A 14,217-nucleotide genomic window follows, 5' to 3' on the forward strand; every position below is an offset into this window, starting at 1 on the left:
TATTTAAAATTACCTTTTTAAATTTAGTTCGAAGAAGGGTGGAAACCAGAATGACTGTTTTATTCGGTTCTGTTGAGTACTATGAAAGAGAATTACTACATGAAGCAAAACAAAATCATGTAAATAAGCAAGCAGATGATCAAATTTCGATGACTTACTCTAGGTTAAAAAGTGAATTGCTTAATGACTTTGTCTGTGAAGAAAGAATACGAGTAGAATGCCTTGAAAATCTTAAACAGGCATTCTGTAGACTATTCAAACCAAGTATACGTGCGACTGCCCAATGAGATATCAAATCGTAGAAATAGCAAATAAAAAACTAAAGGTATCAGTTAAATGTCTAGATATGCAAGAAAAAGCATTGTTAAAGGTCTCCTTGAATCCACATACTCTAGAGTGTGTGGACAAGCTTATCCCGGACAGCCTACAAAACTTTATCCGATCAAATCAAGAAAACATTAGTAAGTACTTAATCAATGACAATCTGGATGAAAAAAAATCTGCATTATGTATGTAAGATGCAGATTTTTTTGCCCCAAGAAATGCTTGTATCAAGTAATCGGTCTGTATAAAAAACAGACAGTCCTACAAATATATTAATTAATCTTGATGAAACGTATATTGTTTTTCAAAATAATTCTTGTAATCCCCACTAATGATTTGCTCCCACCACCATTTATTATCTAAATACCACTCAATGGTTTGAGCAATTCCCGTTTCAAATGTATAAGTCGGTTTCCAACCTAATTTCTCCAACTTTGTAGGGTCAATAGCATAGCGCTTATCATGACCTAAATGGTCAATAACAAATTCTATTAGTTCTTCCTATTTTCCTAATGTGCTAATTATAGTTTTAACAACTTCTAAATTTGTTCGCTCATTATGACCGCCAACATTATAGATTTCACCATTTACACCTTCATGTAGAACAAGATCTATAGCAGCACAATGATCTAGTACGTGCAACCAGTCACGGATATTTTTGCCGTCACCATATACTGGTACCTTCTCATCATTAAGCACACGAAAAATGGTTAAGGGAATAAGCTTTAAGCCAGCTACTTTTCTTAACTTGATAGCTACTGGTTCTGCCCCTGAAATTCGGAATGTTAAGGAAGATCATGAAAAAAGGCTACGGACTAAACCTTTAATTTCTTTGACATTGGATGAAACACTTTTAACAAATGATATACCTGTAGTAGTGGCTACTTCCCCTTACCTTTTGTACTCCCTTAACGACGGTCTCTGCAAATTTAGACCCTACCATATATCCTACAGTTCTGCCAACAAAACCACCAATGTCCACACCGAATAGTCCCAAGACAGCTCCTATTTGAGCACCAATTAATGTATCTTCTCACCCGCTGCAAGCCCTGCTACAATAGATGTAGTAGTAATCTCCATTTTGTTTAGGCCTTCTAATACAGTCATTTCACCTTTGGCGACCTTACCAACAATCTTTACATTCTCAATGGCTACAAAGGCAATATTGGCAATGGTACCAGCTAGAGTACCTTTGGAATGACGGTAACAATTCCTTTTTCAACGACTATCACCATCATTCAACATTTCATTTAATACATTTCTGCATTTTCGACATAATTAATAGTAAAAAAGCAGCTTTAATATTGGATGAAAGCCGTCCCTTCTAAATTCAAAACGACATTTTACACATTTTTTCTATATATAATTTCCTATTTTTCTGGTAATCTATTTACTAGGTTTGAAATATTTATAGATATATTGGAGGATTTAATCGAATGAAGTCTCAAAAAAAGAAAAGTAAAAAATGGCTGAAAATTACTGGTATTATTCTTCTCGTATTAGTAATTGGAGGGGGAGCGTATGCCTTCACCGTTTATAAATCTTTTAAAAATGCTGTCGATACGATGCACCAACCAATTGATCGTAAACAATCTGAAAAACGTAAGGCTCCAGTTACTTTCAAGGAAAAAGACCCATTTTCTGTACTAATGCTTGGTGTTGACGAAAGAAAAGGGGATAAGGGTCGCTCTGACACCATTATTGTGTTAACCGTCAATCCAAACAATAAATCGGTAAAAATGCTCAGTATTCCACGTGATACAAGGACTGAAATAGTAGGGAAAGGGAAAGAAGATAAAATTAATCATGCATATGCTTTTGGCGATATTCCAATGGCAATGGATACAGTTGAAAACTTCCTTGATATTCCCATTGACTATTACATGAAAGTAAACATGGAAGGTTTTAAAGATATTGTAGATGCTGTTGGTGGTATTACAGTCCAGAATGATTTAGATTTTACTCAAGATGGAATCCATTTTACAAAAGGACAATTAGATCTTAATGGAGAAAAGGCCTTAGCCTATACTAGAATGAGATACGAAGACCCTAGAGGCGACTTTGGCCGTCAGACAAGACAGCGCCAAATTATTCAAGGAGTCATTCAAGAAGGGGCAAGTGTATCAAGCTTGACTAACTTCTCAGATATTTTCGCTGCACTAGGCAAAAATGTAAAGACAAACCTAACATTCGATCAGCTAATGGACATTCAAAAAAATTACAAAGAAGCTAGTAAAAACATTCAGCAAATGGAGATAAAGGAACAAGGAACCAAAATAGATAAAATATATTATGGACTGGTTTCAGGAGAAGAAAAGCAACGCGTTCAAAATGAATTGAAGACTCAATTAGAATTAAACTAGAACTGAAAAAAGAGATACTATAAATTGCTAATAATGAAAAAAGGTATAATTCCCATTAGATGATAGAATTATACCTTTTTTCATTTGGAACAATGTCTTAAATGTTTTTGATAACCCAAAATTACCGAAAGATGACGGTATTGCCTGTCCAGAATTAGACAAGTATATTGACCTTATATTGTCTAATTTTGTAGAAAGGAAAAGACGCCTCCCATAATGTATAACCGGACCAACGGTTATACGGGAGACGTCCCTCAAAAAAACAACTATGGTTATTGTACGATATTCCTGCGGATGAATTTACTCTTTTTAGGTGGGAAGTTTGGTTTAACAGTTTTGTAGATTATTGGATTGGTTGCCTAGTTTCTATCATGCTTCGAACAAAACAGGAAAATATCCCATTGGATTTGCCATCCGCAACTTCAATGACAGCACTTCAAAGATTAGGACGGCTGGTGGGCGATGCCTCTGGATGGCTGGGGCGAATTGTCCGTCCAATTGTAAATATTAATTTGTGGTGACATACCCGTTTGCATTTTTGTCCGAAAGAAGCTGATTTACACTCATGGTATACACATTGAGAAGAGTGTTAACATGAGGGATCAAAAAAAAGCAGAAGAAATTGCAGTACATCGTTTTCAACTTATTTCCCCATTACTAGGAGAGGGACTTGATGGTGATTGGTTTGAGCTTCACCTTGGGGATGGAAGAAAGCTATCGTGCCGTATAGAACTCGGAAGGGAATGGCATATTATCGTTGGCCGAAATGACACAAAATTTTATTTAAAGACAAACGAAATCTATCAGGTATATTTAGTACTAGGGGGAGCTAGGGCAGGTTGCGAGCCCCCCCCCATTCTTTCGGTCTGAATTTTAGTCAGATTACAGACAATGGACACCGGCAATTTCAAGACATTATCGGACGTCAGTAACACCATTATGCCAGCGAGGTTCTTAAGATGGCACGGATTGTCACTAGAATTTGTCTTAAGTGGCTCTGAGATTTGGCACTCGTGTCACATTTCAATGGCAATATACATTTTTTTGTGGGACGTCTCCAGAATTATACAATATAGGGTCATTATACTTGTCAATTTCTGGATTGGAAATACCGTCAACTTTAGGTAATTTAAGGATGTCAAAAACAATATTAGCATTTCTTGACCTATACTTTTATTACTCAAAGTAAAAACTCCTTTGTAGAAGACTTGTTTGTTTAAGGGAACAAAACAAGGTCAACAACTTCTACAATAGGAGTTTTTTTATTTTAAGTGAATACTTTTCATTGCATTTTTGTATTATTTTTCAATGCGAGCAAGGCTAGTGGTCTGACCCCACTAGCCCCCAGATAGGGCAAGGTGGAGAGGTTTGTGTACTTTTTACTGTTAAGAGAAGAGTTAGATTTAATTGGGTTATTTGTATTTCATCCCTATTAAAATATTTAGCTTCGGCAAATACGCATTAACTACCTTCGTAGTTAATACAGGCAAAATTAACCCTCCTAGAAACATAAATAAAGGTGTTACCCAGTAATTAATGTCAAATACATTACCGATTAATATCATAAAGAACGTTTGAAAGAACCAAGATAAAAGGTAAATTTGATATGAATAACCATCAATGTAATTTAGAATTTTTGTATTATAATTCTCCAAAAAGTTTACAAAAGATAGTGACATAGTAATACCTATTACTGCTATCAACAATTTATAAAAACTTGAATCATATTGATTAAAAGTTGCAACTATCATAATACATGTACTTAATATTAACACATAGCTTTTATTTATAATAAACTTAATAAATTCATAGTATTTGGCAAGCAAATAACCTATCCAAAAGTATATTAAGTAAAAAGCTACATCGTTCAAGTTAAAATGACTAATATTAATAAACGGATTTAAAATGTTTGTTAAAACTAATAATAAAGTAAATAATATAATATAGGACTTTTCTGTTAATAGTTTCAAAAAAATAGGACTTATTAAGAATATTAAAAATAATGTTGGTAAAAACCAAAAGAATATTATTACATTTTCTTCTGGTATGAATAAATTTCTTATAAATACATTAAAGCTCAAATCTATTGGTCTCATTGCAAATTGCGATAAAAAACTCTTTGGGACAAAACCTACTGAACTTAATACAATATAAGGTATTATTAATCTATTAAATTTCCCTTGAATAAAACTACTATAATTATTTTTAATTCCACCGGAATAAATGAATAGAAATCCCGACATAGTCATAAATAAGGGCATGTGGAAACTATAAATAAAATTATTTAACCATGAAGCAATCTTTGAAATATTTTCAGTTGGAAAAGAATGACCTAACACCTGTACCATTCATTAAATTTCCTCCAAGGATCTTAATAAGGATAAGCCTATTTTAAGACAATGGAACTCTTATCTTTATAACTACAAGGATTAAATATGTTTTAAATTAGAAAAGAAGGAATACAGTCATCGCTTGTGAAATTATACTTAAGTATGATTTCCACAAGCGATGACTTCGTTATCTTCCGCATAAAGACTTATCGCTCCAAGAGATAAAAAACAGAGTGGCCTCACCTCTTTGAACTAATTTCACACTTTGCTGCATTAAACTTAAGCTGATTGGGGCCACCGATATATGTCCCTTAATTTTTCCATTAGTATGAATACAAACCTAATTTTTTTCCTCCAACAAATCAGCTATCCTATTACTTGCGAATCCATCTCCATATGGATTACTAGCTTGACTCATTTTTTCATATTCTGCATTGTCTTCAAGTAACAGTTTAAAAGTCTGATAAATAACTTCTTCTTCTGTTCCAACCAGTTTCAATGTGCCTGCTGCTATACCCTCAGGTCTCTCAGTCGTATCACGCATTACTAATACTGGTTTTCCTAGGCTTGGAGCCTCCTCTTGAATACCACCACTATCAGTAAGTATTAAATAGGACCTTGAAAGGAAATTGTGAAAATCTAAGACTTCTAAGGGCTCAATGATTTTTATCCTTTCGCAATTTCCTAGAATATCATTAGCTGCTTCTCTTACTACTGGATTCATATGAATAGGATATATTACCTTTATATCTGAGTATTCATCCACAATTCTTTTAATTGCTCTAAACATATTTCTCATAGGTTCGCCAAGATTTTCCTTTCTATGAGCAGTTACCATAATAAGTCTGCTACCTGCTGCCCAATCAAGTTGCTCATGGGAATAATCTTCTCTAACCATAGTTTTGAGTGCATCAATAGCAGTATTACCCGTTACATATACAGTAGAAGGATTTTTCCCCTCTTTTATAAGATTCGCCTTTGACATCTCCGTTGGGGCAAAATTATATTTCGCTACAATTCCAACGGCTTGACGATTAAATTCCTCTGGAAACGGGGAATAAATATCATAAGTTCTTAATCCAGCCTCTACATGACCCACTGGGATTTGCAAATAAAAACATGCTAATGATGTTACAAATGTAGTGGAAGTATCACCATGGACTAGAACCACATTAGGATTTACTTCTTCCAACACAGACTTCATTTTTTCTAAAATATTTATGGTAACATCAAATAATGTCTGTTTTGATTTCATAATGGATAAGTCATAATCAGGGACTATCTTAAAGGCATCTAAGACTTGATCTAACATTTCTCTATGTTGCCCCGTAACACAAACAACAGTTTTTAACGTATCCCTTGATTTTAGTTCATTAACTAATGGACACATCTTAATTGCTTCTGGTCGTGTCCCAAATATTACCATGACTTTTTTCTTTACTTTAGATCTACCAACTTTACTTTATAATTTATATGCTTCATCAAATACACAGATATTTTTTGTATCAAGAACCAGTTTATCTTTTATGAGACCCATATTATTTTTAATATGCTCATGCCCCACCATTATTACAAGAATTTCTATTTCATTTAAAAAGTCTTCAAAGTTCAGGAATTGATGTTCTACTATTCTTGTTTTTACAAACGGATCAAATACTTTAACGCCAAAAGCCAAATGTTCATCCATTCTTTCTAATAATTGAAGTGTAGGACTTTCTCTAACGTCATCGACATTTTCTTTATATGCTAGTCCATAAAGACCAACCTTTGAAATATCTTTAAAACCATGTTCTCTCATAATATCTCTTATTCGCCCAAGTACATGTCTAGGCATAGAATCATTTATTTTGCGAGCTGTCAAAATTAGATTTGTAAGATCTGGATAGTCCCCCACAAGAAACCACGGATCTACTGAAATACAATGCCCTCCAACACCTGGCCCAGGTTGTAATATATTAACACGTGGATGTTTATTTGCTATTCTTATTATTTCATACACATCCATATTATCTGTACGACAAATTTTAGCTAGCTCATTTGCAAATGCAATATTGATATCCCTATACGTATTCTCAACAACTTTAGACATTTCTGCTGATCTAATATCTGTTACAACGATCTCTGCTTTACAAAAATTTAAATATAGTCCTTTAATTTTTTCACCAATTTCTGGATTATCTGCCCCTATTGTTCTTGAATTATATTCAAGTTCATGAATCATATTACCAGGAATAATCCTTTCCGGAGCATGTAACAAATGCACATCTTCTCCAATTGAAAAACCCCTTTTTTCTATCTCGGGGCGAATAAATTTATCAATTGTACCCGGTGAAATTGTTGATTCAATAATTAATGCTGAGCCTTTTTCACAAACATCAAGAACGCTATTTACAGCTGAAATAACATACTTCGGATCAAGCTTCTTACTGTTTAAAATATACGGGGTTGGAACTGCAATAATGTAAGTGTTTGTCTTCTGGTATTCAGTAGTAAATTCAATTCCATTAGAAAGAGCTTCTTTGAATAACTCCTCTAATCCATCCTCTTTAAAAGTCAGCCTACCTTCAGTTAATGAATTTACTAGGTTATCATTGTAATCAGTACCTACTATTTTAACCCCGCTTTTTGCAAACATTAGGGCTGTAGGTAGACCAATATACCCTAGCCCAATTATATTAACAATTGACATATTTACTCTTCCTTCCATATTTACATTAAACAGTCCCAAACACAATAAAACAAATCAACCCTAAAATCCTTTTTTATGGCTCTACTATGTTCTATAGCTTTTGCTTGACTGAATATTGATTTTTAAAATAGTTCTTATATTCTCCGCTAATTATTTGCTCTAACCATTCTTTATTATCAATATACCATTGAATAGTTTGAGCTATTCCCGTTTCAAAATTAAATGTTGGTTTCCAACCTAATCGTTCTAACTTAGTTGGATCGATAGCATAACGTTTATCATGCCCTAGACGATCTGTAACAAATTCTATTAAGTCTTCTGATTTCCCCAAAGTGCGAATAATTGTTTTTACAACTTCTAAGTTTGTTCGCTCATTGTGACCACCCACATTATATACTTCTCCATTTACACCTTGATGTAGTACTAAATCAATAGCGGCACAATGATCATAAACATGAAGCCAATCACGGATATTTTTACCATCGCCATATATAGGGACTTTTTCATTATTCAATACGCGAGAAATTGTTAAAGGAATCAATTTCTCAGGAAAATGATATGGTCCATAATTATTTGAGCAACGAGTAATATTAATTGGGAGACCATATGTTTCATGATAGGCTCGTACTAAGAAGTCTGATGACGCCTTACTTGCACTATAAGGACTATTAGGCTGTAATGGTGTTTCTTCTGTGAAAAAAGTAGTTGGGTCAAAATCAAGTTCTCCGTACACCTCGTCTGTTGAAACGTGTAAAAATTTTGAAATACCAAATTGTTTTGACGCATCTAGTAATATTTGCGTTCCTAAAACGTTGGTTTGAACAAATATACTTGGGTCTGAAATGGAGCGATCTACATGACTTTCAGCAGCAAAATGAATGACATAATCAAATTTTTCCTTTTCAAAAAGAGAAATAATAAATTTACGATCTGCTATATCTGCTTTAATAAAATGATAATTATTCTTTTTCTTCACTTGGCGATGTTTCGTCAAATCTCCAGCATAAGTTAGCAAATCTAAATTATAAATATCATACTGCGGAAATTCATTTACCATATATTGCACAAAATTTCCACCAATAAAACCTGCACCACCAGTGACAAGAAGTTTTTTCTTTTCCATCTATTTTCCCTCTCAAATAGTATTCATTGCGCAACTAAAATTAAATTACAGTATCATTACTTTTTCATATTATTGATTTGCAACATCCACTAAGTACTTTCCATATTCCGTTTTTAATAGTGGTTCGGCATGATCTAATAACTGTTGCCGTGAAATATATCCTCTTCTATAAGCAATTTCTTCAATACACGCAATGTATAAACCTTGTCTTTTTTGAATTGCTTCAACAAAATTTGATGCTTCAAGTAATGATTCATGAGTACCTGTATCTAGCCATGCAAGGCCACGACCCATTATTTCAACTTTTAACTTTCCTCTTTGTAAGTAATCATCAATAACTGATGTAATTTCCTTTTCACCACGCGCAGATGGTCGAACCTTTTTGGCTATTTCAACTACATCATTATCAAAGAAATACAAACCAGGAACAGCAAGTGATGACTTAGGATATTCAGGCTTTTCTTCAATTGAAATAGCATTTCGTAATTCATCGACTTCAACAACCCCATATGCCCGTGGGTCTTTTACATAACAGCCAAAGATAATACCACCATTTTGCAATGTAGCTGCTTTTTGTAATTTATTTCCGAAATCTGAACCATAAAAAATATTATCTCCTAATATAAGTGCTACTGGTGAATCTTCTATGAACTCTTCTCCGAGAATAAATGCTTCCGCTAAACCATTTGGTTGATCTTGAACTATATATTCAAATTTCATACCAAGATTACTTCCATCTCCCAATAAATCCCTAAAACCAACAACATCTCTTGGTGTTGAGATAATTAGTACTTCCTTTATTCCAGCTAACATTAGTATGGATAAAGGATAATAAATCATCGGTTTATCATATACTGGGAGAATCTGTTTTGATACTGCTCGTGTCAATGGATAAAGACGAGTACCAGATCCCCCCGCTAATATTATTCCTTTCATCACTTTGCAACCTTTCTATTATTAGTTAATATCTGAAAAATTCTCTTAATCTCATTTTTATAAAATCCCATAATTAGCATTATCAATAAGATACCGGTTAAATAGGTAATCAAATAATTAGGCCAGATCATATTCTGAAGAGCATAACTGGAAATACAAAATATTAAAAAGTAAACCCTCTTTAGACCATAATTCACAGGATAGTATTTCTGAGAAAGGTGCGTTCTCAGAACAAAAAAAACGATAAATGATAATCCAGTAGAAACAGCTGCTCCTGCTGCTCCATATGGTGGAACTAAAATGAAATTTCCTAAAATGTTCACAAAACAAGCTACACTTGAAATAATTATGTGCCACTTGGTTTTTTTAAAGAAGTTTATTCCGATAACCGTTGTTTCGGACATAGTATACATCATAGGCATAAAAATTAAAAACGGCATAATAATAGCAGCTTGTTTATAATCTGAACCTAAAAGCATTACAATAATATCTTTAAATAAAATTGTTAACACAGCCACCAAAAACATAACCAATCCAATTATTTTACTCACTATCGAAAAAAACTCTCGATCATCAGGCTTCTTTTCAAAATGTTCATAACAAACAGGTGACCAAAAAGTAGTAAACGAAGCTTGAACCACATTTAATAAAGCAACAACTCTAAATGCTGCAGAGTATAAACCTAATTCATCAAAATCACTCCATTGTCGTAAAGCAATCCTATCAAACGACTGAAATAACCAACTAATTAATGTTGTAAGTACTAACGGATAGCTAAATTGAAATATTTCCCGTTGTGAGTGGTGACCTCTAGAAGATATGTGAGAAAGAGGATTCCAGAATTTCTTTTCCAAAAAAATTGAAATTCCTGTAAGTATAACGAAAGAGATTCCTGCCGAATAAATTAGAATTTCATACTTTGACCCCATCAAGTAAAATAAAATTACTAAAAAAATTAAATTAAATGATTTATTAAAAATTTCCATTAAAGAATATAAATGGCCTTTTTGCTGCATACGAATAACAAGTATAGAAAATCGATAAATTACTTGAAAAACAATACTAATAATTATCACAATAAATACCAGCGAATTGTATTCATCAAATAAAAACATCATAACAGCATCTTTAAAAATAATGAGAAACAATATTACAAAAAACAACAATATAGCGGGTATTTTCATCGAATTAAATAAAAGTTTACTACGTAGTCCATTTACTTCTTCATAAAAGAAACGAACAAATGCTTGATCTGTCCCAAATATAATAAAAATCATTAATACATTAACTGCAAGTGTGAACATCGAAGCCTTACCAAAATCTTCAGGCGATAGTAACCGAGTTGAAATTACAGTTGTGAATAACCCAATCACCAATCCAATACCACTACCATAAAAATATGTTAAGAAATTCTTGAATAAGTTATTTTTCATTGATTTTTCTCATCCCAAATAAAACTCATTAATCCGTTTACATACATACTTAATCTCATTCTCACTTAATCCGTAATACATAGGAAGTCTTACTAATCTTTCGCTTTCTAAAGTTGTGTATCGATCATCACCAACAAATTCTCCATATTTTAATCCTGCCTCAGATGAATGAAGTGGCACGTAATGAAAGACTGTTAAAACTGATTTACTTTTCAACCATTCAATCAAACGAGTTCTTTCTTCTATATCATGACATTTAATATAAAACATATGCGCATTGTGGTTACATTTTTCAGGTATAACCGGTAGTCCTAAGCACCCATTGTCTTCAAGTTCTTTTAAGGAATTAAAATACAGATACCAACTTTTAAGACGATTATCGTTAATCTTATGAGCTTCCTCTAACTGAGCAAATAAATAAGCTGCATTGAGTTCACTTGGCAGATATGAACTACCTATGTCTACCCATGTATACTTATCAACTTGACCACGGATAAATCTACTACGGTTAGTTCCTTTTTCACGAATAATCTCCGCTCTCTCAAAAAACTTTTCATTCTGAATAAGCAAAGCTCCACCTTCACCCATCGAATAGTTCTTTGTCTCATGAAAACTAAAGCAACCTAAGTCTCCAATTGTCCCTAGAGCTTTACCTTTATATGTAGACATTACTCCTTGCGCCGCATCTTCAATTACATATAGATTATAACGCCTTGCAATTTCCATAATCGTATCCATTTCACAGGCTACACCCGCATAATGCACGGGAACGATTGCTTTTGTTTTGTCAGTTATGGCAGCTTCAATCAAAGTTTCATCTATATTCATTGTATCTGGACGAATGTCGACAAATACAATTTTTGCCCCTCTAAGAACAAAAGCATTAACTGTTGAGACGAATGTGTATGATGGAGCAATTACCTCATCACCAGGGTTAATATCTAATAAAATTGCTGCCATTTCTAATGCATGTGTACATGATGTAGTTAATAATGATTTAGGTGTATCGAAGTTTTCCTCAAACCACCGATTACAATTCTTCGTAAAAGGACCATCTCCGCTAATTTTCTGATTACCTTCAATTACTTGTTTTATATTATCCTGTTCCTTCCCAACAAATGGGGGGACATTAAACAAAATCATAAGTCGTTTCCTCCAAACCAAGAATTCCTAATACATCTGACAATTCCTTATCATTATGAATGTTTAAGATATAATAACCATTTCTTGACGAACTATCGCTTACAGTACCCATGTCTTTCTTTATTTCATATTCTTTTACAATATAGGGAAATTGTTTTTGTGCTAATTCAAATCTTTCTTTATCTTTTGCATTGAATACAAAGCCAACTAAAGCGATGTACTCTGTCAATTGATAATCTAAATCAATTGTCTTCCTAGTAGCTACATTTATTACAGCACTTAAAAAGTCAAAACGTGTAGATATGTAAACCATATCAGAACCAATAAAATCTCCGCCCATCCTTGCGGCAATCTCAATTATTTTCACTTCTCCATCGGATGTAATTTTAACCTCAGAATGAGAAGCACCGTTCTTAACTTTTAATGCATTTAAAGACTTTTCAACTATATCCCTAATCTCTTTTTTCTTATCATCGGATAATCTAGCTGGGGATAGGTGTCCTCTTTCAATAAAATACGGTGACCCCGTCGTAAATTTTTCTGTAATTTGCAAAAACTTATGCAGACCATTTTTGCTGATATATTCTATACTAAATTCTTTACCTTCTACATACTCTTCTACCAGTACTCTATCAGTGAAGGATACATACTTCGCATTTTGAATGGCATATTCAATATCATCATATTTTTCTACTTTATAAATCCCTCTACTTCCTGATCTATCGACCGGTTTAATTATTAGAGGGAATTTCAAATCATCATAATTCAATTCACTCGCACTATTTACTAATTGATATTTTGGACATGGCAATCTATTTGAACTTAAAACTTTTCTCATTTCAAACTTATTTGTTGTGACTTCAGTACACTCTATGCTATTTGCTACAAGCCCCAATTTATTTGCAATATAATTAACTGTTGGCATGGCAAGATCTGATGCAATAGAACATATTCCAATAGGTTCTATTTGAACAACATGTTTTAAAATTTCATCTTTTTCGGTAATGCTTACCGAGTAAAAAAAATCAGCTATATCTTTAGCAACCGCTCCTTCTTCCCATGCAAATACATGTGTCTCGTATCCTAAAGCATTAGCTTTTTCAACTAATTTTTTTTGAAAATCATTCGCTCCAATAATAACAAGTCTTTCTATGTTCTCCACTCCCCTTTCAAAAAAGCCTCATTAATTTTGACTTATTATATCTCTATTCCATTTTCATAATGCTCACTAATTTTTCTTGCCGGTGACCCATAGTATAAGCTAAAATTTTCAGGAGATTTTACTACTAAGCTGTTGGCACCAATTAAAACTTCATTATCAATGACAATATTATCTTTAATGGTAGAATTAAAACCAATAAAATTATTTTCTCCTACTTTTGAAAAACCACCAACTACTGAGTTGGCTGCAATAAAATTATGTTTTCCAATAACAACATCGTGACATATGGTTGAATTAGACCAAATTATATTATTATCATTTATAATCGTGTAGGGCTCTACAATTACATTGGATAAAATGATATTCCCTTCACCTTGTATTTGACCGTGTACTATTGCATAGGGACTAACATAATTTATTAATTCAAAGCCAGCCGCTTTGATTAAGTTGAATATTTTCTTTCTCATTCTCATCTTTTTATACCCTACACCAATGATGAATTTATATTCAGTAGGAGATAACTCTTTTATACATTCTTCGAAAGTAATTACTTTTTCTCCCATAAATTCACTATCGATGAAATACTCTTTATTAACACAAAAGTATTTAACTTGATACTCTTGCTCTTTTTTTATATAGTAATATAATTGTTTTGACAGATCCCCTGTACCAAAAATAATGATTTTCATACTACTTCTCCCTAAAAAAGAGTTT

13 protein-coding genes and 1 pseudogene are annotated in these 14,217 nt (G+C 33.0%); 4 read left to right on the plus strand and 10 right to left on the minus strand.

The features are described from left to right. The first annotated feature begins 50 nt into the window (after positions 1-50). Positions 51-287 (plus strand): hypothetical protein, encoded by a 237-nt coding sequence (locus ACIQXV_RS17240; protein ID WP_402960440.1) that lies wholly within the window; start codon positions 51-53, stop codon positions 285-287. 313 nt (positions 288-600) lie between these two features. Here ACIQXV_RS17240 and ACIQXV_RS17245 read toward each other — a convergent pair. Next, positions 601-1,050: pseudogene (locus ACIQXV_RS17245) on the minus strand (dTDP-glucose 4,6-dehydratase); the annotation flags it as partial. Positions 1,051-1,760: 710 nt separating this feature from the next. Between ACIQXV_RS17245 and tagU the strand changes: the two are divergent. The 3 genes from tagU (at position 1,761) to ACIQXV_RS17260 (ending at position 3,557) form a co-directional block, all read left to right on the plus strand. Beyond that, entirely contained in the window at positions 1,761-2,687 is a 927-nt protein-coding gene (tagU, locus tag ACIQXV_RS17250; protein WP_402960441.1) for a polyisoprenyl-teichoic acid--peptidoglycan teichoic acid transferase TagU, read from the plus strand. 371 nt (positions 2,688-3,058) lie between these two features. Continuing rightward, positions 3,059-3,208 carry a hypothetical protein gene (locus tag ACIQXV_RS17255; protein WP_402960442.1) on the plus strand — a complete coding sequence of 50 codons (150 nt, stop codon included), beginning with the start codon at positions 3,059-3,061 and terminating at the stop codon, positions 3,206-3,208. Positions 3,209-3,281: 73 nt separating this feature from the next. Next, positions 3,282-3,557: a DUF5348 domain-containing protein gene (locus tag ACIQXV_RS17260; protein ID WP_402960443.1), complete on the plus strand. Its 276-nt coding sequence runs from the start codon at positions 3,282-3,284 to the stop codon at positions 3,555-3,557. A gap of 542 nt (positions 3,558-4,099) precedes the next feature. Here ACIQXV_RS17260 and ACIQXV_RS17265 read toward each other — a convergent pair. The 9 genes from ACIQXV_RS17265 to ACIQXV_RS17305 form a co-directional block, all read right to left on the minus strand. After that, entirely contained in the window at positions 4,100-5,035 is a 936-nt protein-coding gene (locus ACIQXV_RS17265) for an acyltransferase family protein (protein WP_402960444.1), read from the minus strand. Between the two features lie 322 nt (positions 5,036-5,357). Continuing rightward, positions 5,358-6,443 carry a non-hydrolyzing UDP-N-acetylglucosamine 2-epimerase gene (wecB, locus tag ACIQXV_RS17270; protein ID WP_402960445.1) on the minus strand — a complete coding sequence of 362 codons (1,086 nt, stop codon included), beginning with the start codon at positions 6,441-6,443 and terminating at the stop codon, positions 5,358-5,360. 36 nt (positions 6,444-6,479) lie between these two features. Beyond that, on the minus strand, positions 6,480-7,706 hold the full coding sequence (locus ACIQXV_RS17275; protein WP_402960446.1) for a nucleotide sugar dehydrogenase: 1,227 nt from the start codon (positions 7,704-7,706) through the stop codon (positions 6,480-6,482). A gap of 91 nt (positions 7,707-7,797) precedes the next feature. After that, positions 7,798-8,829, minus strand: coding sequence for a dTDP-glucose 4,6-dehydratase (gene rfbB, locus ACIQXV_RS17280; RefSeq protein ID WP_402960447.1), 1,032 nt, complete (start codon positions 8,827-8,829; stop codon positions 7,798-7,800). 69 nt (positions 8,830-8,898) lie between these two features. After that, the gene (rfbA, locus tag ACIQXV_RS17285; RefSeq protein WP_402960465.1) at positions 8,899-9,765 is read right to left on the minus strand and encodes a glucose-1-phosphate thymidylyltransferase RfbA; all 867 of its coding nucleotides are present in this window, start codon (positions 9,763-9,765) and stop codon (positions 8,899-8,901) included. Then, positions 9,765-11,198: a lipopolysaccharide biosynthesis protein gene (locus ACIQXV_RS17290; protein ID WP_402960448.1), complete on the minus strand. Its 1,434-nt coding sequence runs from the start codon at positions 11,196-11,198 to the stop codon at positions 9,765-9,767. Before ACIQXV_RS17290 ends, rfbA begins: the two co-directional genes overlap by 1 nt. 9 nt (positions 11,199-11,207) lie before the next feature. Continuing rightward, on the minus strand, positions 11,208-12,341 hold the full coding sequence (gene rffA, locus ACIQXV_RS17295; RefSeq protein ID WP_402960449.1) for a dTDP-4-amino-4,6-dideoxygalactose transaminase: 1,134 nt from the start codon (positions 12,339-12,341) through the stop codon (positions 11,208-11,210). Further along, positions 12,328-13,503, minus strand: a complete 1,176-nt coding sequence (locus ACIQXV_RS17300; protein WP_402960450.1) for an ATP-grasp domain-containing protein — start codon at positions 13,501-13,503, stop codon at positions 12,328-12,330. Before ACIQXV_RS17300 ends, rffA begins: the two co-directional genes overlap by 14 nt. Before the next feature lie 35 nt (positions 13,504-13,538). After that, positions 13,539-14,217, minus strand: a 679-nt coding sequence (locus ACIQXV_RS17305; RefSeq protein ID WP_402960451.1) for an acetyltransferase, incomplete at its 5' end; no start/stop codon positions are given.

Source organism: Neobacillus sp. NPDC097160, from assembly GCF_044762155.1.
Taxonomy (GTDB): domain Bacteria; phylum Bacillota; class Bacilli; order Bacillales; family Cytobacillaceae; genus Neobacillus.

Coding starts and splice junctions, on each gene's coding strand:
- rffA (WP_402960449.1), bottom strand. CDS start 12,341: ATGATTTTGTTTAATGTCCCCCCATTTGTTGGGAAGGAACAGGATAAT.
- ACIQXV_RS17265 (WP_402960444.1), bottom strand. CDS start 5,035: ATGGTACAGGTGTTAGGTCATTCTTTTCCAACTGAAAATATTTCAAAG.
- tagU (WP_402960441.1), top strand. CDS start 1,761: ATGAAGTCTCAAAAAAAGAAAAGTAAAAAATGGCTGAAAATTACTGGT.
- rfbA (WP_402960465.1), bottom strand. CDS start 9,765: ATGAAAGGAATAATATTAGCGGGGGGATCTGGTACTCGTCTTTATCCA.
- ACIQXV_RS17240 (WP_402960440.1), top strand. CDS start 51: ATGACTGTTTTATTCGGTTCTGTTGAGTACTATGAAAGAGAATTACTA.
- ACIQXV_RS17290 (WP_402960448.1), bottom strand. CDS start 11,198: ATGAAAAATAACTTATTCAAGAATTTCTTAACATATTTTTATGGTAGT.
- rfbB (WP_402960447.1), bottom strand. CDS start 8,829: ATGGAAAAGAAAAAACTTCTTGTCACTGGTGGTGCAGGTTTTATTGGT.
- ACIQXV_RS17255 (WP_402960442.1), top strand. CDS start 3,059: ATGCTTCGAACAAAACAGGAAAATATCCCATTGGATTTGCCATCCGCA.
- ACIQXV_RS17275 (WP_402960446.1), bottom strand. CDS start 7,706: ATGTCAATTGTTAATATAATTGGGCTAGGGTATATTGGTCTACCTACA.
- ACIQXV_RS17260 (WP_402960443.1), top strand. CDS start 3,282: ATGAGGGATCAAAAAAAAGCAGAAGAAATTGCAGTACATCGTTTTCAA.
- wecB (WP_402960445.1), bottom strand. CDS start 6,443: ATGGTAATATTTGGGACACGACCAGAAGCAATTAAGATGTGTCCATTA.